25 protein-coding genes are annotated in these 25050 nt (G+C 47.4%); 15 read left to right on the top strand and 10 right to left on the bottom strand.

What is annotated here, in order from left to right:
* Nucleotides 1–22: 22 nt before the first annotated feature.
* The 3 genes from ACHZA2_RS05040 to ACHZA2_RS05030 are packed head-to-tail and all read left to right on the top strand — an operon-like array spanning nucleotide 23 to nucleotide 2105.
* On the top strand, nucleotides 23–514 hold the full coding sequence (locus ACHZA2_RS05040) for a DUF3236 domain-containing protein (RefSeq protein ID WP_319578793.1): 492 nt from the start codon (nucleotides 23–25) through the stop codon (nucleotides 512–514).
* Nucleotides 511–1308, top strand: a complete 798-nt coding sequence (locus ACHZA2_RS05035) for an SAM-dependent methyltransferase HcgC family protein (RefSeq protein ID WP_319578792.1) — start codon at nucleotides 511–513, stop codon at nucleotides 1306–1308. Before ACHZA2_RS05040 ends, ACHZA2_RS05035 begins: the two co-directional genes overlap by 4 nt.
* Entirely contained in the window at nucleotides 1305–2105 is an 801-nt protein-coding gene (locus ACHZA2_RS05030) for a Nif3-like dinuclear metal center hexameric protein (RefSeq protein ID WP_319578791.1), read from the top strand. The genes ACHZA2_RS05035 and ACHZA2_RS05030 overlap by 4 nt, the downstream gene beginning before the upstream one ends.
* Here ACHZA2_RS05030 and ACHZA2_RS05025 read toward each other — a convergent pair.
* Nucleotides 2093–2710 (bottom strand): flavodoxin family protein, encoded by a 618-nt coding sequence (locus ACHZA2_RS05025; protein ID WP_319578790.1) that lies wholly within the window; start codon nucleotides 2708–2710, stop codon nucleotides 2093–2095. The two genes, ACHZA2_RS05030 and ACHZA2_RS05025, sit on opposite strands and share 13 nt — an antisense overlap.
* Before the next feature lie 150 nt (nucleotides 2711–2860).
* Between ACHZA2_RS05025 and ACHZA2_RS05020 the strand changes: the two genes are divergently transcribed.
* From ACHZA2_RS05020 to hmdC, 3 genes are all read left to right on the top strand, one after another.
* On the top strand, nucleotides 2861–3373 hold the full coding sequence (locus ACHZA2_RS05020) for a UPF0254 family protein (RefSeq protein ID WP_319578789.1): 513 nt from the start codon (nucleotides 2861–2863) through the stop codon (nucleotides 3371–3373).
* A gap of 181 nt (nucleotides 3374–3554) precedes the next feature.
* Complete coding sequence (locus ACHZA2_RS05015) at nucleotides 3555–4232, top strand: hypothetical protein (RefSeq protein WP_319578788.1); 678 nt, start codon at nucleotides 3555–3557, stop codon at nucleotides 4230–4232.
* A gap of 116 nt (nucleotides 4233–4348) precedes the next feature.
* Nucleotides 4349–5866, top strand: coding sequence for a 5,10-methenyltetrahydromethanopterin hydrogenase cofactor biosynthesis protein HmdC (gene hmdC / locus ACHZA2_RS05010; protein ID WP_319578787.1), 1518 nt, complete (start codon nucleotides 4349–4351; stop codon nucleotides 5864–5866).
* Nucleotides 5867–6043: 177 nt separating this feature from the next.
* On the opposite strand, the gene ACHZA2_RS05005 is transcribed toward hmdC, so the two are convergent.
* Together ACHZA2_RS05005 and ACHZA2_RS05000 are read right to left on the bottom strand one after the other, a co-directional pair.
* Nucleotides 6044–7507: a response regulator gene (locus ACHZA2_RS05005; RefSeq protein ID WP_319578786.1), complete on the bottom strand. Its 1464-nt coding sequence runs from the start codon at nucleotides 7505–7507 to the stop codon at nucleotides 6044–6046.
* Nucleotides 7508–7720: 213 nt separating this feature from the next.
* The gene (locus tag ACHZA2_RS05000) at nucleotides 7721–8641 is read right to left on the bottom strand and encodes a DUF4198 domain-containing protein (protein WP_319578785.1); all 921 of its coding nucleotides are present in this window, start codon (nucleotides 8639–8641) and stop codon (nucleotides 7721–7723) included.
* 199 nt (nucleotides 8642–8840) lie between these two features.
* Between ACHZA2_RS05000 and ACHZA2_RS04995 the strand changes: the two genes are divergently transcribed.
* Nucleotides 8841–9473, top strand: a complete 633-nt coding sequence (locus tag ACHZA2_RS04995; RefSeq protein ID WP_319578784.1) for a type IV pilin N-terminal domain-containing protein — start codon at nucleotides 8841–8843, stop codon at nucleotides 9471–9473.
* 1 nt (nucleotide 9474) lies between these two features.
* Nucleotides 9475–10002 carry a type IV pilin N-terminal domain-containing protein gene (locus ACHZA2_RS04990; protein ID WP_319578783.1) on the top strand — a complete coding sequence of 176 codons (528 nt, stop codon included), beginning with the start codon at nucleotides 9475–9477 and terminating at the stop codon, nucleotides 10000–10002.
* Between the two features lie 608 nt (nucleotides 10003–10610).
* Here the strand turns inward: ACHZA2_RS04990 and ACHZA2_RS04985 are convergent.
* The 3 genes from ACHZA2_RS04985 to ACHZA2_RS04975 all read right to left on the bottom strand — a co-directional run bounded on the left by ACHZA2_RS04985 (nucleotide 10611) and on the right by ACHZA2_RS04975 (nucleotide 13278).
* A complete protein-coding gene (locus ACHZA2_RS04985; RefSeq protein ID WP_319578782.1) occupies nucleotides 10611–11099 on the bottom strand; it encodes a methyl-coenzyme M reductase operon protein D in 489 nt (162 codons plus the stop codon).
* A gap of 264 nt (nucleotides 11100–11363) precedes the next feature.
* Entirely contained in the window at nucleotides 11364–11519 is a 156-nt protein-coding gene (locus ACHZA2_RS04980; protein WP_319578781.1) for a hypothetical protein, read from the bottom strand.
* Nucleotides 11520–12216: 697 nt separating this feature from the next.
* Nucleotides 12217–13278 (bottom strand): alpha/beta hydrolase, encoded by a 1062-nt coding sequence (locus ACHZA2_RS04975; protein WP_319578780.1) that lies wholly within the window; start codon nucleotides 13276–13278, stop codon nucleotides 12217–12219.
* Nucleotides 13279–14198: 920 nt separating this feature from the next.
* Between ACHZA2_RS04975 and mcrB the strand changes: the two genes are divergently transcribed.
* The 4 genes from mcrB to mcrA are packed head-to-tail and all read left to right on the top strand — an operon-like array spanning nucleotide 14199 to nucleotide 18519.
* On the top strand, nucleotides 14199–15500 hold the full coding sequence (gene mcrB / locus ACHZA2_RS04970) for a coenzyme-B sulfoethylthiotransferase subunit beta (RefSeq protein WP_319578779.1): 1302 nt from the start codon (nucleotides 14199–14201) through the stop codon (nucleotides 15498–15500).
* Entirely contained in the window at nucleotides 15501–16037 is a 537-nt protein-coding gene (gene mcrD / locus ACHZA2_RS04965) for a methyl-coenzyme M reductase operon protein D (protein ID WP_319578778.1), read from the top strand.
* Nucleotides 16038–16045: 8 nt separating this feature from the next.
* A complete protein-coding gene (gene mcrG, locus ACHZA2_RS04960; protein WP_319540736.1) occupies nucleotides 16046–16816 on the top strand; it encodes a coenzyme-B sulfoethylthiotransferase subunit gamma in 771 nt (256 codons plus the stop codon).
* Nucleotides 16813–18519 carry a coenzyme-B sulfoethylthiotransferase subunit alpha gene (gene mcrA, locus ACHZA2_RS04955; RefSeq protein WP_319578777.1) on the top strand — a complete coding sequence of 569 codons (1707 nt, stop codon included), beginning with the start codon at nucleotides 16813–16815 and terminating at the stop codon, nucleotides 18517–18519. The genes mcrG and mcrA overlap by 4 nt, the downstream gene beginning before the upstream one ends.
* Before the next feature lie 65 nt (nucleotides 18520–18584).
* On the opposite strand, the gene nikR is transcribed toward mcrA, so the two are convergent.
* The 3 genes from nikR to cbiM form a co-directional block, all read right to left on the bottom strand.
* Nucleotides 18585–19043 (bottom strand): nickel-responsive transcriptional regulator NikR, encoded by a 459-nt coding sequence (gene nikR / locus ACHZA2_RS04950; RefSeq protein WP_319540738.1) that lies wholly within the window; start codon nucleotides 19041–19043, stop codon nucleotides 18585–18587.
* A gap of 316 nt (nucleotides 19044–19359) precedes the next feature.
* Nucleotides 19360–19701, bottom strand: a complete 342-nt coding sequence (locus ACHZA2_RS04945) for a PDGLE domain-containing protein (RefSeq protein WP_319578776.1) — start codon at nucleotides 19699–19701, stop codon at nucleotides 19360–19362.
* On the bottom strand, nucleotides 19698–20339 hold the full coding sequence (gene cbiM, locus ACHZA2_RS04940) for a cobalt transporter CbiM (RefSeq protein ID WP_319578775.1): 642 nt from the start codon (nucleotides 20337–20339) through the stop codon (nucleotides 19698–19700). Before cbiM ends, ACHZA2_RS04945 begins: the two co-directional genes overlap by 4 nt.
* A 236-nt stretch (nucleotides 20340–20575) precedes the next feature.
* Between cbiM and ACHZA2_RS04935 the strand changes: the two genes are divergently transcribed.
* Nucleotides 20576–21439 (top strand): hypothetical protein, encoded by an 864-nt coding sequence (locus ACHZA2_RS04935; RefSeq protein WP_319578774.1) that lies wholly within the window; start codon nucleotides 20576–20578, stop codon nucleotides 21437–21439.
* Nucleotides 21440–21798: 359 nt separating this feature from the next.
* Here the strand turns inward: ACHZA2_RS04935 and ACHZA2_RS04930 are convergent, their stop codons facing one another.
* Nucleotides 21799–22770, bottom strand: a complete 972-nt coding sequence (locus ACHZA2_RS04930) for a cobalamin-binding protein (RefSeq protein WP_319578773.1) — start codon at nucleotides 22768–22770, stop codon at nucleotides 21799–21801.
* Between the two features lie 60 nt (nucleotides 22771–22830).
* Between ACHZA2_RS04930 and ACHZA2_RS04925 the strand changes: the two genes are divergently transcribed.
* Together ACHZA2_RS04925 and ACHZA2_RS04920 are read left to right on the top strand one after the other, a co-directional pair.
* Nucleotides 22831–23784 (top strand): iron chelate uptake ABC transporter family permease subunit, encoded by a 954-nt coding sequence (locus ACHZA2_RS04925; RefSeq protein ID WP_319578772.1) that lies wholly within the window; start codon nucleotides 22831–22833, stop codon nucleotides 23782–23784.
* Entirely contained in the window at nucleotides 23781–25049 is a 1269-nt protein-coding gene (locus ACHZA2_RS04920; RefSeq protein WP_319578771.1) for an ATP-binding cassette domain-containing protein, read from the top strand. The genes ACHZA2_RS04925 and ACHZA2_RS04920 overlap by 4 nt, the downstream gene beginning before the upstream one ends.
* The last annotated feature ends 1 nt before the right edge of the window (nucleotide 25050 follow it).

The raw sequence follows: 25050 nt of genomic DNA, 5'->3' as shown, positions 1-25050 counted from the left end.
GGTTCGTTGATTTGGTGATGCCATGGAACTGGAACAGATAGTTGAGAATGCCTACTACGAGTCTGTAACCGGTGTCAGAACCGGGGATACAAAGAACGAGTGTCGGGAGATTCGCAGGTACATCAGGGACGCTGAAGAGATCGTCATCCCGAACCACAATGAGGAAAAGGTTGTTGCCATCAACGAAGTGCTCGAAGAGTTCGGGCTCTCACAGGCGAAACATCTGCAGATCCATACAGACGCCTGCGATCTGAGCAGGATGCCGGCGATGACCAAGGCTATCATGGCCCTTGATATCTGTTCATGCGACCTGGTTATTGCACGGGGGAGGCTTGGTATCCCTGGTTCGGGTTCGATACTGGTGATTCTCGATAAGAAAGGGAGAATTCTTACGGCTTCCCTCTCGCCGCCCCATATCGTCCATGGAAAGCCGGTTTCAGAAGCTGTCCGGGACGAGATGACTGCAGCTCTGGAGAGGATCGGGTTCACCAGGTCAAGGGGGAAGAGCGAGTGATCGACCCGTTCCGGTATGAAGATGGCATAACCCCGACGGTGAAGACCTTCTTCTCGCAATATCTGCTTCAGGATCTGCTTGATCAGATAACACTGAAAAAGGCCCTGGCAGTTTTGAAATGGCTGGAGAGTACTGGGCCGATGCCAAAGGCCTGTCTGATCTGCGGTGCATATCTCACCGGCGCAAGGCTTGCAAACACCCTGGCCAGAACCGCTTCTGTAACAGTGCTCGACCAGTTCCCGCTCGTGAAGAACCTGCTTGATCCAGGTGTTGCATATACAACCTCTATCGATGATCTGCCGACTGGAGGGTGGGACCTCATCATGGACACAACCGGGCTTGGTGGAATAGATCCTCTCATGCTCAGAAGGTTTGAGACGCCACCGATCTTTGTTGCTGAGGATCCCTGCTCTGATGGGAGCGATGCGGTCATCCTGCAGGCCAATCAGTGTTACAAACTCATAGGCAGCATGGCATCAGAACGGAAAGGAGTTCTCTGCACCGGCGGACTCAGTACCAAGACCTCTGGAACCATGACACTCATGGTTGAGATCATGAGACGTTCAATGGAGGATGCCACACGGCTCGAAGGGGTGCTGTACAGCACAGGCTCATGGGAGCATTTTGAACGCCTGCTCTTTAAAGAGCAGAATTACGAGGAGTTTAGAAAAAAACTACAGAGATCTGCCCTGATCGTCTCGTCCCTCATGCCGGTGAACCCTGATGAGGTGATACAGACCCATGTATCAGCACTCTCATCCACGATCACAGATTTCTCTGAGTTCAGGCCATGAATGGCAAAGAGTTATTCTACAGGATTGAAGAGAAGATTCCACTCAAATTAGCTCTCCCCACAGACCGGGTTGGATACATCGGGAAGAAAGATCCAGGAGATCTTGAGATATTACGGATTCTTCTCCTCATGGATTATTACCCTGAAGAAGGCCTCGATTATACCGGGTACGATCTTATCGTCCTTCATCACCCGCCACGTGTACCTCCTCTGATTCCTGCCTATGTCATCCATTCGAACTGGGATCTTCTGTATGGCGGAGCGTGTGATGCACTTGCAGACTGTATGAAGATCTCATGTACTGATGTGCTTGACCCAGCAACAGGACTGGGAAGAATCGGGGAGATTGAAAGCGGACCGATCCTCCTCTCGCGGTTTGTCAGGTATGTCATGAGAGCTCTGAAGATCGGGTCGGTCAGAACAGTGAACTACTCTGAGGATCGGCTGATCTTTACCGTAGGTCTGGTATCAGGGTTCGGCCTTAACCAGGATCTCATCAGGATGGCACAACACCGGGGAATTGATCTCTACCTGTCCGGGGATCTCACTCATCCAGGTGCAATCCTGGCAAAGCAATCAGATCTTGTGCTTATCGATGCATCACATCATGCTACAGAACTTCCAGGCCTCTTCAGACTCGGGGAGGTACTTTCAGGCCTTGGTGTGGAGGTGACAGTCAAAGATACAGGAGTGCCGTTCGGCGTATACTCTGATCATTATCGCCCAGTCTCATACCTGTCCACAACATTGGACCGGGAAAAAAGTTCTGTCTCCTGGGAGACCGGCTACATCTCCTGATCTGATCCGAGTGCTGTAACAGCAGCAGTACCTAGAGCTTTTCCTTTCTGGTAAGCTTCCTGCAGGAGTTCTGGATAGAGTAGAAGGTCTTTTTTGTTGTCCATGTCCCTGACATAGAGTTCGTCTGAAAGCTTGCAGTCGATGATATCGCAGAATGACTCTGCCGAGAGCCTGACCCCGTCAAAGGTATGTGGAAGGTTCAGCCCTGATATCGAGATAAGCAATGTTCTCCGGTGTCTTCTCTTTTCCGCTGACACAAGCCGGTTCTTACGGATGTACTTGGCACAGAAGAAGACCTGGAATCGATCCATGAACGCCTTCAGGGCACCGGGCACCCCCATGGTCATCACCGGAGTTGCGATGATAAGGCCGTCGATCTCTTTGAACAAGGCGTACATCTCGTTCATGTCATCGTCCATCATGCATTGGTCATGATCCTTACAGAAGTAAAACTCCCGGCATGGAGTGAACCCGAGTTCAGGGACATCAATTTTACGAAGATCACAACCTGCATCACGGGCTCCTGCCATAGCTTTGTCAAGAAGAATGGCTGTGTTGCCTTCTGGAAGCGGGCTCCCAAGAAGAGCGGCAAGTACTGGTTTCATTCCATAGTGATTATCTGGATGGGATTTAGTATTACTGATAAATGTTTTATTCATATCAAATCAGAAGTTATTGAATGATCTCCGGAGGCTTCAGTTGGCTCAGTCAGGCCATAGTACAACGGCCTGGGTTGACTATGAAGGATAAATGAGATGGAGAAAAAGATGCCTGATCTGATCACAGTTGCCACAGCAGAGTGCTTCACCCATGGAAAGGTTGCACGTGAGGTTCATGCCTTTGCCAGAGGGTATCCACTCGGATATCCCTGGGAGATCAACCGCGACAAGGCCCGTGTCTCTCTGGTTTGCGGCCTTTTTATTCCCACCATCTCAGGGGTAGAGTCTGTACTCAGGTTCGAGCCGATGAAACCGATATGTGCTCCTGAAGGAATCAAGGTCTATGATCAGAAACGAGATCTTGCAATGGCTGTCCAGATGGCAACTACTGTAAAAAAAATGACCAGATCACAGATCGGAATCGGGACCTCTGCCGGAATCGGAACTGGGGGGATAGCAGTTGTCACCAATGATCTGACAATTACCGCTACCACCGATGTTCATGCAGATCTGAGAACCTCTGATGCTGAGCTCATCATGCGCAGGCAGGAAGCCGGAGTCAATGAAGCATTGCGCCTCTTTCAGCATCTCCTGAAGAACGGATTTTAATCCTCTGGGTCTGCTACCATGGCCCTGACCCCATGAGAATTGAGCGCCGGTGTACTGTTACAATGCTACAAATTTTATGTTCGTAATAAGAAGTGTGATCATATGCGTTATAACAAAGATCGATATCGCTCAGTTCGATACCCCCTTATGCGTATACTGATGAGAGAGGATATCGCAACAGATGGCTGGTGTCACTATGAGTGAGACACTCCCAATTGAAGAGGTTGAGAAGCAGAAATGCCCATGGGGAGAGGTTACACTGATCGGTCTTGGCAGACTCGGACTTCGGACAGCCCTCACACTCATGCAGGCACACAGGGGAGGTCCCCGCCGGATTGTGGCTGTGGACGGTCAGACCATATCGGCTGACGATCTGATCTTCAGAATGATGGGAGGCGGTATCGGTGATTACAAAGTAAAATTCTTTCAAAACCTTGCTCCGGCAGGGTTCTCTAAAGAGATCACCGGGATCGCCTCGTATGTGGCCGATGCAAACATGGCTGATCTGATAGCTGGGGATGTGGTCTGTATCGAGATTGCAGGAGGCGACACCCTGCCGTTGACAACAAAGATCATCAGATATGCCCAGCAGATCGGAGCAGTCACCATCAGTACCATGGGTGTCTTCGGGGTGGGTGATGTCCCGGTCATGGTCTCACGGATCGAGGATGCTGATCAGACCAATCCGATTGTTGCCTACCTTACGGAAAACGGAATAAAAGAACACATTCTGGTCGGTACCGGCAAACTCATCAGGGACTGGGAACCGGTCATCCCTCCGGTGCTCGATCGGGTCTCACTAGCGATCAGCTCAGAGGTTCTCAGGCAACTCAATCAGAGACGGTCTGCTTCTGAATAATAGGATGGATCTGTAAGATCCTATTTTACTTTTTTTACTTTTTGTAAGAAGAAATATGAAATTTTAAATGGATTGCAGACCCATCTCTTCTCATACTCAAATCACCGGAGTTAGGTATGCAGGACATCATCCACGAGGCAGCATGTGATTTAGACTGTGCATGGGAACTCTCAAAGAGGCAGTTTGATCCACAAAAAGTAGTAGAATCGGTATCAGATCTCGATCGCGAACACGCGATGCAGCTCGGGATGAACCTGAAACGGTTTCCGATGGGGTGTGATCTCACTGAAGTGATGGTGGGAACCTGTGCATCCGATATCGAGAAGAAGGATATTCTTGGTAACTGTCTGCTTGCGGATACAATAGGAACTTCAATTCACGTCTGTGCATATGCGTTTGCTGATATTGCAGAGGCTCACGGAATGCGGGGTGTCGATCTGCTCAGGGAGGTCAGGGAGATGACAGAAGTCCCTCTCGATCTCGACCACTTCGGAGCCAGCGGTCCGATGAGGCTTTCAAAAGAGATCATCGGGTGCAAAGGCGACTGTTACAATCAGGGTCCCCCGTTCAGGGGCTGCCCCAGAGATAGGATCCACTCGCGACTTGTGGATAAAGAAGCAGACGGGCTTGCAGACAAGGAAGAGTGGATACGCCTCTCCTCGTCGGTGGCGGTGAACGTCACCTGTGTCCAGGGGGCTGAGGGTCATGCAGCCCCACTGAAAGAGGCCAGGGATGTAGCCAGACTTGCTAAACAGCATGGTAAAGGTGTTGAAGCCATCATGTTTATCGGAGACGGGTACACCGATCTCATCGATGGCTTCTCTGCCGGGCTTGAACTCGGAGCAGATGTTTTTGTACTCGAAGGCGGGCCGTTTAACAGTGCAGAGAACCGGCTTGATGCTTTTTCCCGTGCTGTTGCCATGGCACGTATCCTGGCACCCGGTAAGATCGTGGCAACCAACGGGGCATATGAGGATGAGTGCAGAATCGGTCTTCGATCAGGTATCAATGCGATAATCTCCGGGTTTCCAAAAAATCATCACGGATACATGTGCGGGTATTCCCCCGGTACTGCACGAAGAGGAAACTTCGGACTTCCTCGGATCCTTGAGATCATGAAAGAGGAGATTGCTGCAGGATGGACTAAAGTTCCTGTGCAGAAAGGAGAGCTGGAAGCACTTGCACGTGCGGTAAAGGTCGTGGGTCAGTCAGACGTGTACCCAAAGAAGGTCGGGTATACAACACTCGGGGACGCACACTGGACCTGTCTTCCATCAACGCCGATTTATTCACGCGTTTCAGTGAACAGGACAGTCCGGGATCTTGTATCGATGGCTGAAGGAGGATTTCTCGGAGGTCGTGTCGCCCTTCTTGGCGGTAGGTTCGTCTCCTGGGCAATAGCCAGTGAACTGGACAGATATGTCGATCAGATCATCATCAGCGACATTGATCCCTGGGTCGAAGAGGTGACGGTTGACAATCTCTCGAATGCTCTGAAGACAGAGGTTATCGCAGCAGGTAGTGATGATGCAGCTGCCCATCATGCTGCGAACTCAACAGTTATCAGTACAACAATTCCTGATCTCGCAAGAAAGATATCTGAGCAGCACCGGCAGTCGATCACTCTGGTCTGACTGACTCTTTTTCATCAGGAAGGGGTATTCAGATCTCTCCATGCGTCAGAAGGAATTGTGATGAAAAACTTCGCCCCGTTCCCTTCTTCTCCGCACTCTCTGATCGATATCCCGGTTATTGAAAGGATCTCACGGACGAGAAAGAGACCAAGTCCGGTATGGGACCCATATCCGCGTTCAAAGATCTTCTCTTTGAGACAGTCTGCATGAAGCTTCGTTCATACTGGTCAGATGAACCTCATTCATCAGGCTGTTGATCGCAGCAGGATCATCCCAGCTATGGGAGAAGGCCACGCAATCATCATCACTCATAAGCCTGCGGTATACTCCGGAGTAATCTTCTTCAAAGAGAGCAACCGGCGCATTCTCAAAGATCATCCGGTATCGCTCCTCACTTTGGTTCTTCTCTTCAATTGCTGTATGCCTTTGCTCCTCAGCACTGATTGCACCAATAAGGAGCCTGATAAACGAGTCGCAGAATGATGACTCCTCATCCTCGAAGAAGGCGAGGATCACCCTGCTAGATCCTTCTGAACCTACCGAGTACTCCCTTGTGTACCAACGGGGAGCTGTCTGATCTCTTCTCTCGTGAATATCTCCGGTGATACAGGATCTGAACTCCTGCTTGTCATCCTTGTGTTCATCACAGCAGTAGATACACACACAGTCCGGACGAGTGTTTCCGCTGGATACATATCCTGCCATGGCAGCACCGCAGAACCTGCAGGCAGTAGTCAGGACTGACCTGATATTAGTCTTGAAACTTCCTCCAAACTCGATCATGCAGTCCGCTATGGCAGCGAGCTGTTCCCGCATCACCTTGTTCTGGTTGATGATCGAGCGTCGCATGGTGAGATCCCTGATGATCACCACAGCGCCATCCGCTCTTCCATCTGTTCCTATGATGAGAGAACTCTTCTCCCAGTACGTCTTCAAAACCCCTTCTTCTGTCCGGGATGTTCGTTTACCGATGATCAGCGTGCTGGATGAAAGGGTGATCTCATATCCGTCAAGAGATGAGACATCGCCTGAAAGAAGTGCATGCACCGCCATCTTCCTCTGTTCTCCACCAAATGCCAAAGAACACTGTTCCCAGCCGACACCGATCATCGTATCTGCAGATCTTCCAGTCATCTGAACAGCGGCCTGGTTCCATGCAGTCACAGATCCCTCATTATTAACTGCAAACGCAGGTTCTGGAAGGTGATCAAAGAGATGATTATCCCTCTGAACAGGAGATGGATGATAAACAGAAACAGCCCGGCTCTTCAGTTCCATCTCTTTGTGCAGCACTGCTGCAAGTTCGGTAAACATCGCCCGTGGATTTGCTGTTTTATGGAGATATGAGGCTGCTCCTGCACTGAGCGCCCTGATCATCACGGTATCGTTTCCTCTTCCGGTTAGGAGAATAAACGGGATCTGGACCCCTTTGGATCGAACCGCATCAAGCAACTGGAGGCCGTCCATTTCTGGCATCTCATAATCTGATACGATCGCATCAAACCGGGAAAGGTCCATCTCTGCAGCAATTTTGGGGTTTATTTCAGTCGTGATCTCAAAGTATCCAAGCTTGGCCAGGTACAACCTTGAGATCTCAAGGATCATGGCATTGTCGTCAATGTGAAGTACCCGGATGGGCATGTCTTGTGGTTCAGTGGCAGGTTTCAGGATTCAGCCCCATTATTAATTTTATTATTATTATTCACACTCAATAACACATAATACCAGACAATCCGATCCTGTGCCATTTATATTTCACAAGGCATTTATGAGATAATGAGATTGATGATAAGCCAAAAAAAGTAGTTGATAAACCAGAACTCTGTGAAGGTACAGAGTATATTCAGGTCTCAATTATTCAGAAGGTTTGAAATAATCATCACTGAGGACAAGGGCATACCGGTAAACAGGCCCGACAATACTCTTCTCAGTCGATTTTGCTCCCCTGGGTTCATCCTTCAGTGTGGTGATCCGTGAATCGGTTCCGGTATCTGATTTTATAACCCATTTCCCCGGGGAATCAAGATTCAGAGAGACTTTTCCTTCGGCATTTGAGGTCTCGTTGATCGCGATCTCGCTCTCAGGAGTTCCTGCCTTTGCTGCCTTTGCTGCCTTCACTGCTGCCCCTTCAAACGGTTTGTTCTTGTAGAGAACCTGAACCTCGAATGGCCCGGTTCCTGCAGTTGTGATGTTGCTCAGTGGCACAATCTCCCACTCCTGTCCATATGCTTTGTTTGCACCAGAAAAGTCAGCATCCGGACCTGCAACAAAGGTCTTGGAGTAGACGTACTTCGGGTATGATCGCTCGATGTACCAGTTGTCAGCCCATCCGGTCTTGTTCATGGTATCAAAATTGATCTCCTCGATCGGCTTGTTGATCCATTCCCCACCCTCGATATCTGGAGGATTGGTGACAACATGGGTCCAGATGCCTTCTGTATGATAGAGATCAAGGACATTCAGACCCGGTTTGTTGATCGGGAACTCAAAGACCTTATAGTATCCCATGGTTTTACAGTCCTGTGTCTTGTTGACATCGTCGGAGACCTGCTTGTCAGCAGATCCATCCTGATGCATGAGATCCAGCGTGATGTATCCTGCCGGAACTTCTTCGCTGGTACCAAAGAGATGGCTACTCCCGACAAAGAAATAGGCCGTATCATTGACGTTCACCCATGAGCTTTCAGGAATTGCCCAGCTTTCGTGAGCTGAGACAGATGCCACTCCAAGAATGGAGAAGAGGCATACCAGTACAATCAGAAAATTTTTCAGCATGCAGATAGAGAATGTGTTCACACGATATCTAATATTTTTCATACATTTGATCTATTATCAAAATTTATTGTAAGTTTGTGTATTTAATAACAAATTTGTATCTTAAAAATATACTATAATATTTTTAAAAGTAATATAGTAACACAAATTGAAAATATATATTACATATTTTGAAGTAGTTTAGAATGAAAGGTATAGTATGGATCTTCCTCCATCCTGCCTAATCAGAGGTTCATCAGGGTCGTTTCATCAGAAGGGAAGAGTACCACCAATAAAAACTGAACCTGCAGTCTCTCCGGTTGTAGGGATCATGCTGATGCTGACCGTAACCCTCATTCTGGCTGCGATCATCAGCGGTTTTACCGGTGGGATCGCGAAGAGCCAATCAAAGCCTCCTCAACTCCTCTTCGAGGCTTCGATGGTGCATGATGTAATCATTAAAAGTAACAGTTTCCTTGATATCTGGATTATTTCGGTGAGTGAGGGAATCCCAACCAAGGATCTGAAACTGCAGACCGAATGGCGAAACCAGAGTAATCAAGTTAATAGATGTACTATTACGCCAAACTCCGGGAATGTTGGATCAGATACGTATCCCCGAGGCTTTGGATCTGGTGTCACAGATAAAGCAACCGGATCTTCAAACTTTGGGAATTTTACTTTGCTAGCAGGTACACGACTCAATGTCAATGCCACCGTATCAGGGGCAATGAATGCTGTTTTATCCCCCTACTGGGAAGAAATCACTGATGGCACTCCAATTAGAATTCAATTGGTCCATGTTCCAAGCGGCTCAATTATTGCTGATAAAGAAATAACAGCGGAGACATAATTTGAGAGAAGAGGCAGTATCCCCGGTGATCGGCGTCCTTCTCATGCTGACCTTGACTTTGATCATTGCGGCGATTGTGAATAGTTATGCAGGCGGTCTTATGGAGACCGAATCCAAGGCTCCTTCCTTGACTCTTCAGATGTCGTATAGTATTGTTCATGGAATGGAGATCCGGCACGTAAGTGGGGATCCTCTCCCAATATCAACAGTAAAACTCATGGTTCGCCCATCAGAGACATTTGGGAGAAATGCTTCACAATATTCCTCACATATAGAAAAGAGGTACATTACTAACTCTGATGGAGCATCCTGGGCAGACAACATTACCTCCTTGCGACCTGGAGAAGTGGGTTATATTACAAACAAATCTAACGAGTATAATCTCTCATATCTTCAATATGATCTACTTGATTCCAAATACAAGCCTTATTGGTTCAATCAATCTACTAACGCCGGGAACACGTTCTTCCTAGAAGTATATTACAAAAACACGATGATCTCACGAAATGAGGTATTGATCGAAGGGTAAAATGTGCTTTCCTCCGAATAGATTATTATTGATCTCCTTTTTCCCTCAAAATAATCCTTTTCGTATCACCAAGTGCTTGAAAAAAATTCTCTTTTTAAGTATATTTCTCTCTTACCTCCGGTGTTAGGTGCCATGTTATCTCTTGATAATTTTTCAAGGACGGCGTTGATAAAATAAGAATTACCTTAAAAAGTTATACGTATATTATATTTGATCATACTGATGTATGAAAAGGTAAATAGAACACTCATTGCCGTGCAGTGTTCAGCAGTATAAGTTCCTTCTGCTGCTGAAAAAAGGCTCACTGCCATGGCTCGCCAATTTTGAGTTTCTCTTCTCTTTTCAATCTGTTCTGTACCCTTGAAAAAAGGTGCTACATAGAACGTAATAACGAAAGAGTAGGGCGATACATGAGCAGGCACAGAGGTTCATTGCGAAGAGTTAAACTCCTCATATACCATGACATGCCATTGTATGGAGAGAGATATGGTTCAGAATCACTGACCATTCCTAAACGGATGCCTGCCCATTATCGCCAGGTAAGATCTGTCATTCAATTATTTAGTGATACGGAATGGTGCAATGGTAATATGTCTTAACATCTTGATTCAGGTTTCGCAGGTACAGATGTTCTCATCTGGAAGAATATACGGAAATATCGACTGTTTTGTATCATAGAGACCGATAAGGTCTGTATCCATAGCAACACCGGGCCTGACATAATCAGACTGGGAAGCCTTGGTCTTCATGAATTTTCCGAGAAGGATCTGATAGGCAATATCATCAAAGAACTCATCACAATACATGGCGACCTTCTCTATCACCTGTTCATCTGCAGCTTCAACAATCACATCTCCCATCAGGACATGCATCAGCATAGGCTGTTTTGATACTGTGACAAGCGTTGAAGACGGGAGCGACCGGGTGCAGGGAACACAGGGGTTCTCAATCCCGTCCTTCTGATATCCGGGCCCATGCACGAGGACACGCCTGATCCCCGCAATGTATGAGAGACCATCAAGGAATTTTTCTGCATTCTCGGCTTTGAGCATCTGGATTGGTACAATCCGGCATTGTGGATATGTGGTTGATTCCATTGATTCACCTCTCTGCAGAAATGGTGACTGTTTCAATCACCCAGAGGTCTGCATTGGCAGATAATGGTATTACTAATATATTAAAATTATTACTCGATATGAAAAATATTCGATTTATTAAATTCAGATTCTGAAAAAATGTCCTTTCTCTTTACAATGCCGGGTAGAATGGTTCTTCATTCTGATCTCCATACTGATACTCTCATTCGAGGTCGATACAAAAGCAATTAGAATTTGAGATGGTACAGCGAGTTCAAGAAAAGGTTAGTTGTGATTGTGGCAGCAGCTGCCATGTGAGTGGCTGTGCTCGCCATCATGGATATGCTCATGTACATGAGCCTTACCATCATGTTCATGCTCGTGCTCGTGCTTTGCTGAATCGTGACAACACATCTTCTGTTCCTCTTGATTACAGTCCATCAGACAGGGGATAAACATTTGGCCTTTATTACATATTTCAAAGATGTATTACGAGTTTATCGAGATTCAGAGTGAAATTTGCCAGAATCCCTTCAATCACATCCGGTGTTATGAATGAGAATTTGATTGTACCCCCGGGAGGTGTACTCTGCATGCAGTATGGCTTAGTATCAGTAATCAACCTGATATTCTCCCGATATCAGATTACTCATGCGAGTTGATCCCCGTTCTGTTGCTGATAAGATCACGTATCAATAAAAATGCCGGGGCATAATCAGTGCTTCAACTGAAAAATCCATCTCATTGAGTGATACCAATATCAGGGCCTTCATACTTTTTTGAGCAGAACCTGACCGCTCTACCCTGACCGGATCATTCACGCACAAGAAGGCTGTTACAAATCAGGTATGAGGGATCAGTATTTCGATTAGATTTTCCCAGTCCAAGTAATATCATACCTGTATTTAATGTTCTCAAGTCATAAAAAAAAAAAATTAATAACATTTATTCGAGCATACGCGAGATATAATATGAGAAGGTGAAGGGTGGGGAATATTTCATCGCAGATGCACTTCAGGGCACATCACTATCCGATCTCTTTGAAATACCAATTCTTCGTTGTTCAACTATCACCAACAGGGCAGACACACCCCTTCACCTTTTCATTTCGCGGAAAAAAGAGAACAGAATCTTACAGTTACCCTGATTCTTTCGGTACTCTCTTCCTGATATGGTCATGACCGAGGTGAGAACCCCGTTTCAAGGCTTCCTGCTGGGCTTCATGAACTCCATATATCCGCCTGATGAACGACGAGCATTCTCGTAAAAACCTCTCATCCTGCTCATAAAAGAAACTAGCTCCTGACACCCGGTCTTTCATGTGTCTGCCTATACTTCCCGGCACCATTCTGAACCAGTGATCCCTGTCCTCAAGAATAATACGTTCAGGGGTAGCCACGTTTTTTCGTACTACCTGCTCAATCGAGGTTGCATTCCAGACGGTGACATCAAGATCAGAGGACCCGTGAATGACAAGGGTGGGGGAGGTGATATATCTGAACATCGTTCTTGGGGTCTCATCACCTGAATAAAGATCCTGATTCAGGCGAATCTCTATCTTCTCGTTCAGGGCCTGGAGCTGAATCCTCGATCGCTTTTTCCTGATGGCCTGGAGGATTGCACCCATGTTCTCGGAAATCAGGAGCGAGAGGGAGTCAGGTACAACACTCTGCTCATCACTTCCTTGTTTTTTCTGTAACTCAATCGGGAGAAGATACTTTTGGGAGAGTATAACCTCAAGATCTGAGTAGATACCTCCTGCAAATATGTATCCTCCAGGTCTGATACCATAGGATGCAAGCTGACAACAGGAATAACTCCCCATACCATGACCGATGAAGACCATATGATCAGGAGTCCAGATCACCGGACCTTCAATATCTCTCAAGGCCAGAAGCACTCCGTCATGACCTGCACCCTGTGTGAGGGTGGAATCATCGGGCACACTCCCATTCTCCCTGGATATCAGACGGAGGGTGTAGATCCCCTGGCCGTTGAGATGCGAGGATAATGCATTCAGAAAGGCCTGTTCATTATCCCACAGCGCTTTTCTCGTTCCAGGGCCGCAGTATGGAATCAGCCCGTATGACCAGCCCCCACAGAGGACTGCAAGGATTGGGACAGGCAGAGGCTGTATGGGTCTCTCCAGTACCCATTTGAGTGACAGACATACCGGCCCCGGGATATACTCAAAGGACATATTCCTCTACCTAATTATTAACAAACTACATATTGGTGTGAACTATTGATATTAATTTCTTATTTGTAAATTCTTATCAGAACCCAAAAAAATTGGTTCTAATTTTACTCATTGTTGCTTACATATTTACGTTTCAAGAATCAGATCAAAAGTTGTTACGATATTGTGCATTAGTAATATTTTTGTGCGATGAGATCCAACATCTGAATACGGCATCGGGATGGAATCACACCAGTCATCACATCCCGGGTCGAAATAAGGGAATCGGCGCGAGATTAGCCACCATCAGGATTGATACCACCTCCTTGGACAAGAGAATTGCATCATACTGCTCTGTCACTTATCTCCGATTTTCCTTGGTTTTATTTACAAACTGTGTTCATCTGTAGATGCGCCCGGATAAAACTACAGGTGGGGTGCGATTTTTTTACCGATTCATACTGTCAAAAAGCACTCTTGCCAGATTGTTGCATTTTTGTCTGAAAATATGTATTATTTTCAGAAAAAATCCTCTCATTACATGGGGATATGGTTCGATGATATCCTCTTTGGCATTCTGGGAATTTGCCTCATACGATCAGTTTTTTTTTACAATCGTGCGTGGATCGATGGGTCTTTTGCCCATTGTATGAAAACAACGATATACTAACAGATGGCTATCCCTCCGATAAAATTCAAAAAACCGTCAGATTTACACACTGATTGTCTAATAGCGAAATTGTAACATTTATCCAGAAAAAAACGTCTCCCATTTTTTTTAAATATTAGCAGAATAGTACAATTCATCATATTTGATATTACAAAAATAATAATTTTCATAATTTTTTAATACTGAACTCAACCATCTTTTTTACAGCTCGAACCTACGCGGTTCACGGGCTCTCACGATATTACTACTATCGATCTCACTGGATGAAACCATGACTACGTACAAGGATTCCATCGATCTCTATTCTGATGATGGGAAGCTTCTCAAATCCGGAGTATCACTTGATCGGATCCATCCGCTCATAAACCCGGCGACACTGAAGATTGTTGATCTAACCAAACGAACCATCAACGTCAATCTGGCAGGTATCGAACAGGCACTCAAAGGTGCAAAACTTGGTAAAGGCAGGATACTCGGTCGTGAACTGGACCTCCCAATCATGGAGCACAAGGATGCTCTCATCGAACGGATCCATGACATGGTTCAGTTGGAAGAGGGAGATGACACAGATATCACCGAATTCAACAAAGGCAATCTCCTTCTTGTCAAGGTGCCAACCCGACGGCTCGTTGGTGCATCAACGTATGATGCAGCGATAACCTCGGTGGCATCTGCGGTCACCTACGCAATTGTGGATGAGTTTGATGTCAGTCCTTTTGATGCGTCAACAGTAAAGGCAGCTGCCTGGGGATCTTATCCGCATACTCAGGATATGGAAGCTGCCCTCGTCACTTCAATTCTCACGATTCCACAGAACAATGAAGGGATCGGCTATGCACTCCGCAACATATCAGTCAATCATTTTGTGATGATGACCGGACGAAATGCCCTGCAGGGTGCAGCACTTTCATCAACCCTTGAAACGGCCGCCATATTTGAGATGGGTTGTGTAGGGCCGTTTGAACGAAATCAGCTCCTCTGTTATGCACTTCAGGGCCTGAATGCAAACAACATGGTCTATGATATTGTGAAGGACAATGGGCAGACCGGAACCGTGGGAACCGTTGTCCAGTCCCTCGTAGAACGGGCACTTGAAGACCGGGTTATCAAACCAGGCAAGAAAGGAGGGTACTTCCAGTTCTATGATACTGAAGATCCAGCACTGTGGAATGCCTATGTGTCTGCAGGCACGTTAGCTGCAACAATTGTAAACTGTGGAGCAGGGCGGTTTGTTCAGGCTGTATCAGCGACGCTCCTGTACTTCAACGATATGATAGAACACGAGACCGGACTTCCCAGCAGTGATTTTGGGAGGAATATGGGAACCGGTGTGGGATTCTCATTCTTCAGCCACTCGATCTACGGGGGTGGAGGGCCGGGAATCTTCAACGGAAACCACGTTGTGACCAGGCATGCTGCCGGTGTTGCTATTCCCTGTGCTGTAGCAGCCGCTGCTATGGATGGTGGAACTCAGATGTTCTCGCCTGAAGGAACCTCGAAGATCATGGGGGAGACATACGGGACCATCGACGTGTTCCGTCGCCCTATTGATCAGATAGCAGAAGGTGCCTGAATGAGCGATATCTCGTCTGCCACCCAGGAGATATTTCCCCAGGTGAAGATCGTCTCGATCAGGATGATGAAACCGGAGACAACTGAGAAACTTCTCAATATGATCGTGAAAGTTCCCGGAGTCAGAAGAATTCTTCTCAGGGGACAGAACATTCCAAAGACCGTTCCATACGGTCCTGCCCGGGGAATTGAGAATACCACCGATTTTAAGACCGCCGTTACCGTTGCAGGCACTGATGTTGACATCAGGCTCATGGTCGGCGATGTCATCCTTGAGCTTGAAGACATCTCGGTAGCCGACAGGATTGCCAAGACCTGTGAAGAGTTCTTCACCAACTTCGGATTTTACATCCAGAAAGGGACCTTCATCAAACCACATCCCTCCATGGTTGACTACGCCAAGTACGGACCGAGGATGGAGCCTGATTTGATAGGACTGTGCGATCCCAAGCGTAAAGATAAACCCGTAAATCTTGGCAAATATGAGAGCCAGGTCTCTTTTACAGGGCACTGTGAGAACAACATGCTCGAAGGGTAGGTGAAGAGATGACATATACTCCAAATTACGGTCCCGGAACTTCCAAAGTTGCAATAAACCGCCGTAAACAGATGAATCGCGACCATCTCCTGAAGAAGATGCGTACCATCACTGATGAGGACATTATTCTCATCCTCGGGCATCGTTCACCTGGTGAAGGGTACCGGAGTGTACACCCGCCGATTCAGGAGACAACAGAGCCGGACTGCCCGATGCGCAGACTGGTAAAACCCACCGAAGGTGCTCAACACGGGGACAGGGTAAGATATGTACAGTTTGCCGATTCCATGTACAACGCTCCGTGTCAGCCATATCAGCGTACATACTCCGAGATGTACCGGTTCAGAGGCATTGATCCCGGCACTCTTTCAGGCAGGCAGATCGTTGAGTGTCGTGAGAGGGATCTTGAGCAGTACTGCTCAACCCTGATGGAGACCGAGATGTTTGACCCTGCCCGGGTGAGTCTTCGTGGTGCGACAGTGCATGGCCACTCACTCCGGCTCTCTGAAGACGGGATGCAGTTCGATGCAATTCAGAGATGCACGCTCGGAAGCGATGGAATTGTCTATTATGTAAAGAACCAGATCGGAGTTCCTCTGGATCGCAAGGTACCGGTCGGAAAGCCGCTTGATGATGACTGGCTCGCGGAGAACAGTACAATCTTCCATTCACTTCTGGGTAACCCGCTTCGTGAAGATCCTGAATATATCGAGTACCTGCAGCGAATCCATACGCTCCGCACAAAATACGGATTTATGCCCAGGGAGGTGAAGAAATGACCCGAGTTGAGAAGTCACAGAAGAAATTCCTCAAGGCTCTGAAAGAGAAATTTTCAGGTCAGGATGTCGAGTCCCAAAAGACCAGTTTTTATCACTTTGACGGTGTTCATCAGTCTCCAAGAAAACGTGAGTTCATCAAGATAAATGAGGAGATCGTCAACAAACGTGGTATCTCCATGTATGATCCTGACCACTGTCACCTTGGTGGAATCCCGATGGGTCAGAGGCAACTGATGACCTACGAGGTCTCGGGGACCGGAACCTTTGTGGAGGGTGATGATCTTCACTTTGTCAACAACTCGGCGATGCAACAGATGTGGGATGATATCAGACGAACCATCATCGTCGGTATGGATATGGCCCACAACACACTTCAAAAACGTCTTGGTTTAGAGGTGACCCCTGAAACCATCAACGAATATCTACACATTCTCAATCATGCATTGCCAGGCGGTGCTGTGGTTCAGGAGCATATGGTTGAGACAAATCCGGGTCTCGTTGACGACTGTTATGTCAAGATCTTTACCGGTGATGATGAGGTCGCAGACCAGATCGATCCTCAGTACCTCCTCAACATCGAGAAACTCTTCCCTAAAAAACAGGCTGATGTGCTGAAGGCTGAAGTGGGAAAGTCGATGTATCAGGCTATTCACGTCCCGACTATCGTTGGTCGTGTCTGTGATGGTGGGACAACCAGCCGGTGGTCTGCGATGCAGATCGGTATGTCATTCATTGCTGCCTACCGGACCTGCGCAGGCGAAGCAGCAGTTGCAGATCTCTCGTATGCGGCTAAACACGCCGGTGTTATCCAGATGGGAACTCATCTTCCGGCACGACGAGCCCGTGGACCGAATGAACCGGGAGGCATCAAGTTTGGTCTCTTCTGTGATATCATCCAAACAAACCGGAAGTATCCGGATGACCCGGCAAAGGCAGCACTAGAGCAGGTAGCTGCTGGTGCAGTGCTTTTCGACCAGATCTGGCTTGGATCCTATATGTCAGGCGGAGTCGGGTTTACTCAGTATGCAACCGCTGCGTACACCGACAACATCTTAGATGATTACACGTACTACGGGATGGACTATCTCAAAGATAAGTACGGGTATGATTATACCCAGCCCGGTCCTGATAAGACGATCAAACCAACCCAGGAGATTGTCAACGACATCGGTACTGAAGTGACACTCTATGGTCTCGAACAGTATGAACAGTTCCCGACCCTTATGGAGGACCATTTCGGTGGTTCCCAGCGTGCAGCAGTTCTTGCTGCTGCATCAGGTATCAGTGTCTCAATGGCTACCGGGAACTCGAATGCAGGTCTGAACGCCTGGTACCTCTCCATGATTATTCATAAGGATGCCTGGTCACGGCTCGGGTTCTTCGGGTATGATCTTCAGGACCAGTGTGGTTCATCGAATTCCCTTTCGATTGAAACTGACAGAGGGGCAATGGGTGAACTCCGTGGTCCAAACTATCCGAACTACGCGATGAACGTAGGCCATCAGGGGGAGTACGCCGCCATCGTCGGTGCAGCACACTTTGGACGGGCAGATCCGTTCTGTTATGATCCCAGGGTGAAGATTACGTTTGCGGATCCGTCTCTGCAGTTTGACTTCTCAGAGCCGAGAAAAGAGTTTGCCAAAGGAGCCATCCGGGAGTTTGAACCGGCGGGGGAGCGATCCCTGATCATCCCGGCACGATAACCTATTTTTACTCGTACATGTCCCTATACCGGGGGAAACACCCCCGGATATATACATAAAAACGGTTACCCTTCAAGAGGAATTGTTGTAAGTTTCACGTTCTCAACGCCCTTTTGTGCCATCAACCGCTCTGCTACCTCTTTCACCTCTTTCGCATCCCCCTTGACAAGCAGAACTTCGACACACCGGGAGTGTGAGACATGGGAATGGAGCGATGCCTGAATCACATTCATGTAATCATGCTGGATATCAGTGATCGCCGCGATAAGGTTGCGTTGATGATGATCATATACAATAGTGATGACACCCTGCCGTGGACCAGAGAGATCGGCCATCCATTTGTAGTAGGTGATATACGATCTGATTGCATCACGTATACCTTCAGACCGTGAAGAATACCCGCGTTTCTTTAATATCTGATCAAAACTTGTGAGCAGGTTTGAGGGGAGTGAGACACCTATTCGGGAGAGATCACTCTCCTGGAGTTCGTCCTCTTCATTCAGTAAAAACGGATCTTCGGGCATATACTGATACTATATCTGGCAATGAATATAATTTCATACACCTCATAAGCCCCTTCACTCATACCAAAAGAGTGTTGGTCGGAAAAAGTGGGTCGTCTCTTTTACTGATATCTGGACCAGCAGATCACGGCTATACCGCAGTTTCGTGGTGCTAAAAAATTGATTCCTTCCAGAGCAGTGATCGTTCCCTGGTATGTCTGGCAGAGATTTCGTGTTTCAATGAAATAGATATGTCAGACCCCGAGGGAACAGAGAAAAAACAGAAATTGTTGCCTGTATATATGAAAGGCTGTTCATAGGAGATACTGAGTTACGACTAGGTCTTATCACTGCCCTGTTTTACAAGCCAGGTTGCCCCGGTAACCACTGCAAGCGTCAGGAAGATCCCTACAATGATCGCAATCACACCACCGAGCGGCCCCATCGCCTCACCGAGCGAGTAGTCAGGCATTGGTGATTCATAGGTAAATGTTCCGGTACCGACAGTTTCTGCGTCACCGTCTTCTGGTGCTGCTCCTGTCAGGTCTTTCTGTCCTGAAACCATCAGTGCGGTGCTCTCAAGGCCATCGGGATCTCCGGATGCCAGGAACACTGCAAGCACACCGATAACCAGTGCGATAATAACTCCTACAATCAGGAATGTCTTGTTATCCATCATACAGCAACAACTCCTACTGCCGAGTTCACAAGATCAGGCCGTGCTTTTGAGAGAAGATAGATCACAACTGCCGTGACAATTCCCTCAATTATCCCTATCGCTGCATGGTAGATTCCCATAGCTAGAAGTCCTGGAACAAGCGGGAATGTACCGGCGAAAAACATCTCAACCGCACATGCAAGGGATGGGATCAGGCAGGCAAACCATGCTGCAACTCCTGCAGAGATGAACGGATTCTTCAGAACTCCGTTGAGCCCATGGAATGTGTAGTACCCGACAAATCCTCCGATGACTCCCATGTTGATGATGTTTGCCCCCATCGTGGTAAGACCTCCGTCACCAAAGATGAGACCCTGAATAACGAGCACCAGGGACAGGATAAACACTGCAGCAAACGGAGAACCAAGAACGATTGCTGCAAGTGCTCCACCAACCAGATGGCCACTCGTTCCCATACTCACCGGGAGATTGAATCCCTGTAAAGCAAAAATTCCTGCTGCCAGAACTGCAATCAGGGGGATCTTATCCTCGCTCATCTCACTCTTTGCCCATCTGATGGCGAGGGCCAGAAATATCAGAGCAATAATCCAGTACACTGCCGCTTGCGGGATTGGTATAAATGCGTCTGGGATATGCATACAGTTTCATCTCGTACCGATGTCGGTTTACATGTTAGTACAAAATTCTATTTACGTGTTATCATTTTATCCAAAAGTAATTTTAATCTATTATCTTCTGAACTTTCTGTTGATTTAATCAGATTTTAATAATAATAGTAACACGTTCTGGAGAACATTTCACACGTTTATTATATTCCTCATACGAATCGTACATTGCTGATATCACTATGTCAGCGTCCAGTAGGAGGACATACATGAATTATGGACATATCGTTCTCGTAACCATCGCAGCCGTGATTGTGCTGCCAGGTTTTGTTTCAGCAGACTGGCTTCCAAACCAGACTCCTGAAAACCAGGTCTTTTCCATCGACACTGTCATCGACGCAACCGGTGCAGTGGATGACAAATCAACTATGAACTGGATCATTGCATCCCCGGGCTCTATCCCGGAAGGTGCCGTTGAAGGTGGTCAGTCGATCTCTGTAACTGATTACAAAGATGCAATCATGACTAATGGTGGAAAACTTGCCGAGAACAAGAACTTTGACTTCGACTCCCAGGACAAACAGAGCGGCCTGTACAATGTCGAATCCCAGAAGGTTCTGACCTATGCAAGCACCGAAGGTTCACACCTGGTTGGTGAAGAGGAGTACACGCTCGATGCAGCAGGAAACTACTCAGGCACCGATGACAGCATTCGGTGCGTATTTTCAGAAGGCAATGCAGCAGTGCTGCCAGCATTCTGCAATATTGTATCTGCAAAGAGTGCCCTCGTCAATGTAAACAGCGCACAGGTCTCAACACTCGGTCAGATCCGTTCAGTCACCGATGATGTAGCCAACCCGGCAGAAGTCAACTACCAGATCGCAGTCACACCTGATGCCAACTCGGGAAGCGGATTTGCAGAAGGTACGGTCAGGACAGTATTTGCCGGAAGCATCATGGAAGCACGGGACGGCGACGACGATAACTATGCCCGTGACGGCACAACCGAGGACGGAGAAGCAACCTGGAACAAGACCTCTGCAACCAACACCTGGAAAGATTCAACCACGGTGACCGGGGGTATCAAGACCATGCAGAAGGCCTTTGCATACCAGTCCGGAATATTTGTCTGATTGCAATCCAGCAAAAGAACTCATTACTACTCCTTTTTTAGAATTACAAGAATCTCTCCAAGAAATATAGAACGGGGAAATAATTCACCTAATTTTATACCATATCACGAAAATACTCACCCCTATCATCCATATTTCAAAAATCAGAACCGATGAGTTGAAACAAATAGCCAATCTTTTTAGTCAACTGAATTGTATTTTTTTGATAATCCAATGATGACATTCGATCATACTTATTCCGACCAACAAATGGTTGAAGATATTTCATGGGATGGTAATGATTAGCCATATCAGCGAAGAAAGAGAAGATGTTTCAAAAAAACCGAGCAGTCACCCTAATGGTATTAGGATTAGGTTTTTTATCCCATCTCCCTGATCTTCGGTGCAATCTCTTCAAGCATATCCCAGAGCCTCGGTCCTGCCCGGTCTGCAACATCAGTATTGACCGTGATGATATGGTTCTCTTTCACTGCTTTCAGATTTGCAAGCCGGGGTTCAGATCTGAAGTATGAACTGAGATCGCCTCCTTCACTTCCCATTCCTGAGCCTGTATTGATCAGGAGAATGTCAGGATTGGATGTAACAAACTCCTCAACACTGACAATATGATGCCCCTCTGCATCACCAAACGCAGTGACGCCACCGGCCAGGTGGATCAGTTCATCCTGAAACGTGCCTGAACCACTTACATATATCGGGTTATTCCAGATCACATGGGCAACGGTGGGATGATGGGACAGGTTTTCGCCTTCCTGGTGCACTGTATCGGCTATTGCAGTCAGGTTTTTATTCAACTGTTCTGCCTGCTTTGAAACACCGGTCAGGTCTCCAAGGTTTTTCAGAGTTTTCTGAACATCGGAGAGCGATTTTGCATCTGCGTAGTACACAGGAATTCCCATTGATCTGATCCGATCTATTGTTTCGGGGGTGTTGCCATCAGCGGCAACCACAAGATCCGGGTTCAGAGCAAGAACCTTCTCAAGACTCACAGTTGAGAACCCACCAATCTTCTCTTTTTGAGCAGCCTCTGATGGATAATTACAGTAGTCAGTATCACCCACAATCCTTTCGTCAAGCCCGAGTGCAAAGAGCATCTCAGTGTCAGACGGAGCTAGAGAGATGATCCTCTGAGGAGGAGAGAGAAGGGTGACCAGAACGTGCTGGTCATCAAGAACAGTCCGCGGGTACTCATTGCCAATGGGGGTCCCGGGTTCTGACAGGACCGGTACTGTTCCAAAAATAATGGATAAAATGAGACATAGTGCAAGAATTCTGAGATACCATCCCTGATAGTGAGCGGTATGATCTCCGGGATGCAATGTATCCTTCATGAATATACTTTTTTTGTTTTAAATTAAAATTACTTTCTCAGGATCGTTGAAGGCGATAATGTGAAGAGACGAACTCAATATCTTCTACTACTGGTCTCGTTTGTGATGCTTCTTCTGACCGTATTGGGTTCTGTGACCATTGGACCAGTATCCCTCTCACTCTCGCAGGTTCTAGGTGGAGGAACAGGTTCTCAGATATTCTTTGATATCCGTCTGCCAAGGGCTATTGCAGCAGCACTCGCCGGAGCAGGGCTTGCAGGGGCGGGAGCTGCCATGCAAGCGCTTTTCCGCAATGATCTCGCTGATCCATACATTCTCGGAACCTCGTCTGGAGGAGCTGTCGGAGCTTCGTTGATGATGGCTCTCGGACTCATGATGTTTATTCCACTGGCAGCATTCATCGGATCCATCTCGGCAGTATTTCTTGTCTATCTGTTAGCATCACGAAACGGAAGAATCAATACCAGTGTGCTTTTGCTTACCGGAATTGCAGTATCAACCTTCTTTTCAGCTGTTGTATCCGTCTTCATGGTATTTGCAGGATCCAACGTGCATCAGATCATGTTCTGGCTGATGGGTGGACTATGGAATGCATCGTGGGCTGATATCCCTCTCCTCACCCTGACAATCATTCCCATCGCTCTCCTTCTTCTCTATTCCCGTGATCTCAATATCATCACCTGCGGAGATTCAGAGACACAGACTCTCGGTATCGACCCGAATCGCACCAAACTTCTTTTACTTGGTGCATCAGCCGGACTTTGTGGTATTGTCGTATCAGTGACGGGATCGATTGGATTTGTCGGGCTTGTCTCACCCCATCTGACCAGACTTCTCACCGGACCAGATCATGCAGTCCTGATACCGGGCTCACTCTGTTGTGGTGCATTTCTGCTTCTCATTGCGGACACAATCTCCAGGACATGGCTTGGAGAACTGCCTGTGGGAGTTGTTACTGCCTTTTTCGGTGCCCCCTTCTTTCTCTTTCTGATCAGAAGAAGGGAGGAGGTATGAGCAGTCTTCTTGAGGTGAAGGATCTGGTGGCAGGATACCAGACCCGGGATGTCCTTAAAGAGATTCAACTCCGCGTTGATGAACAGATGTTCATTGGTATCCTCGGTCCTAATGGATCAGGAAAATCAACATTTCTTCAGGTTCTTGCCAGATCATTGAAGTCCACTTCAGGATCGGTTCTTCTTAATGGAAACGAACTTGATACTATCCCATTCAAAGAATTCGGAAAAAAAGTGGGGTATGTTCCACAGGAGAACTCTATTCCGTTCTCATATACCGTTCGTGACATTGTGATGATGGGGAGAAATCCCCATATCCCAAGATTCCGGGCCCCGGGTTCTGATGATGAGAGGGCGGTGAATGAGGCCCTAAAATTAACCGGTGTATGTGAGTTTGCAGATCGTTCGATTACGTCGCTCAGCGGAGGGGAACGGCAGCGTGTTCTCATTGCCAGGGCTCTGGCACAGCAGGTTGACATCCTGTTGTTGGATGAGCCTTTTGCACACATCGATCTCCACCATCAGTACGAACTGATCTCCCAGATCCAGAATAGTGTAAGAGGAAAGAAAGCAGTCATTGGTGTCTTCCATGACATCAATCTTGCAGCAGCATACTGCGATCATCTCCTCCTGCTTTCTGATGGAGTAGTTCGTGCATTTGGATCACCCCACGATGTTCTGACCACTGAGAATCTGGAAGAGGTCTTCAATATTAATCCATACATCGGGGAAAATCCGGTGACCGGTGCTCCATTTGTATTTGTAATGGGTGAGAAGAGAACAGAGAAAGCCAACCTCGAGATGATCGTTCTCATATCTGGGGCGGGCAGCGGGGCCTGCCTGATGACAGCGTTGAAAAGAAGTGGATATTTGGTCAGATGCGGTGTTCTCTCTGAGCAGGATACCGATTTCCTTGTTGCAAAAAACCTTGGCCTTGAGGTTATCAGTGAACCGCCGTTCTCCCGGATATCACTCGAACATGAGGAGGAACTCGCTGTTCTTATCTCAAAAGCAGATCGGGTTATTGTGACATCCATGCCTGTCGGCTGGGGAAATTACCCTAATCTCAAGGTTCTTGAGAGAATGGAAATTGAAAGAGTTATCCTCTACCTGCCAGAACCAGAATCTCATATTCTGGATTGTACAGGGGGAGCTGCTACTGTCCTGCTCAATCATCTGATTGAGCGGGGAGCCTGTAAGGCACACACGATCAATGAGGTTGTCAGCCTTCTGGAGATGGGGCGGGGTTCTGATGGCGACATCTGAA

Source organism: uncultured Methanospirillum sp., from assembly GCF_963668415.2.
Lineage (GTDB): Archaea > Halobacteriota > Methanomicrobia > Methanomicrobiales > Methanospirillaceae > Methanospirillum.
The sequence above is the reverse complement of the archived record's forward strand: the minus strand, read 5'-3'. Positions and strand labels throughout refer to the sequence as shown.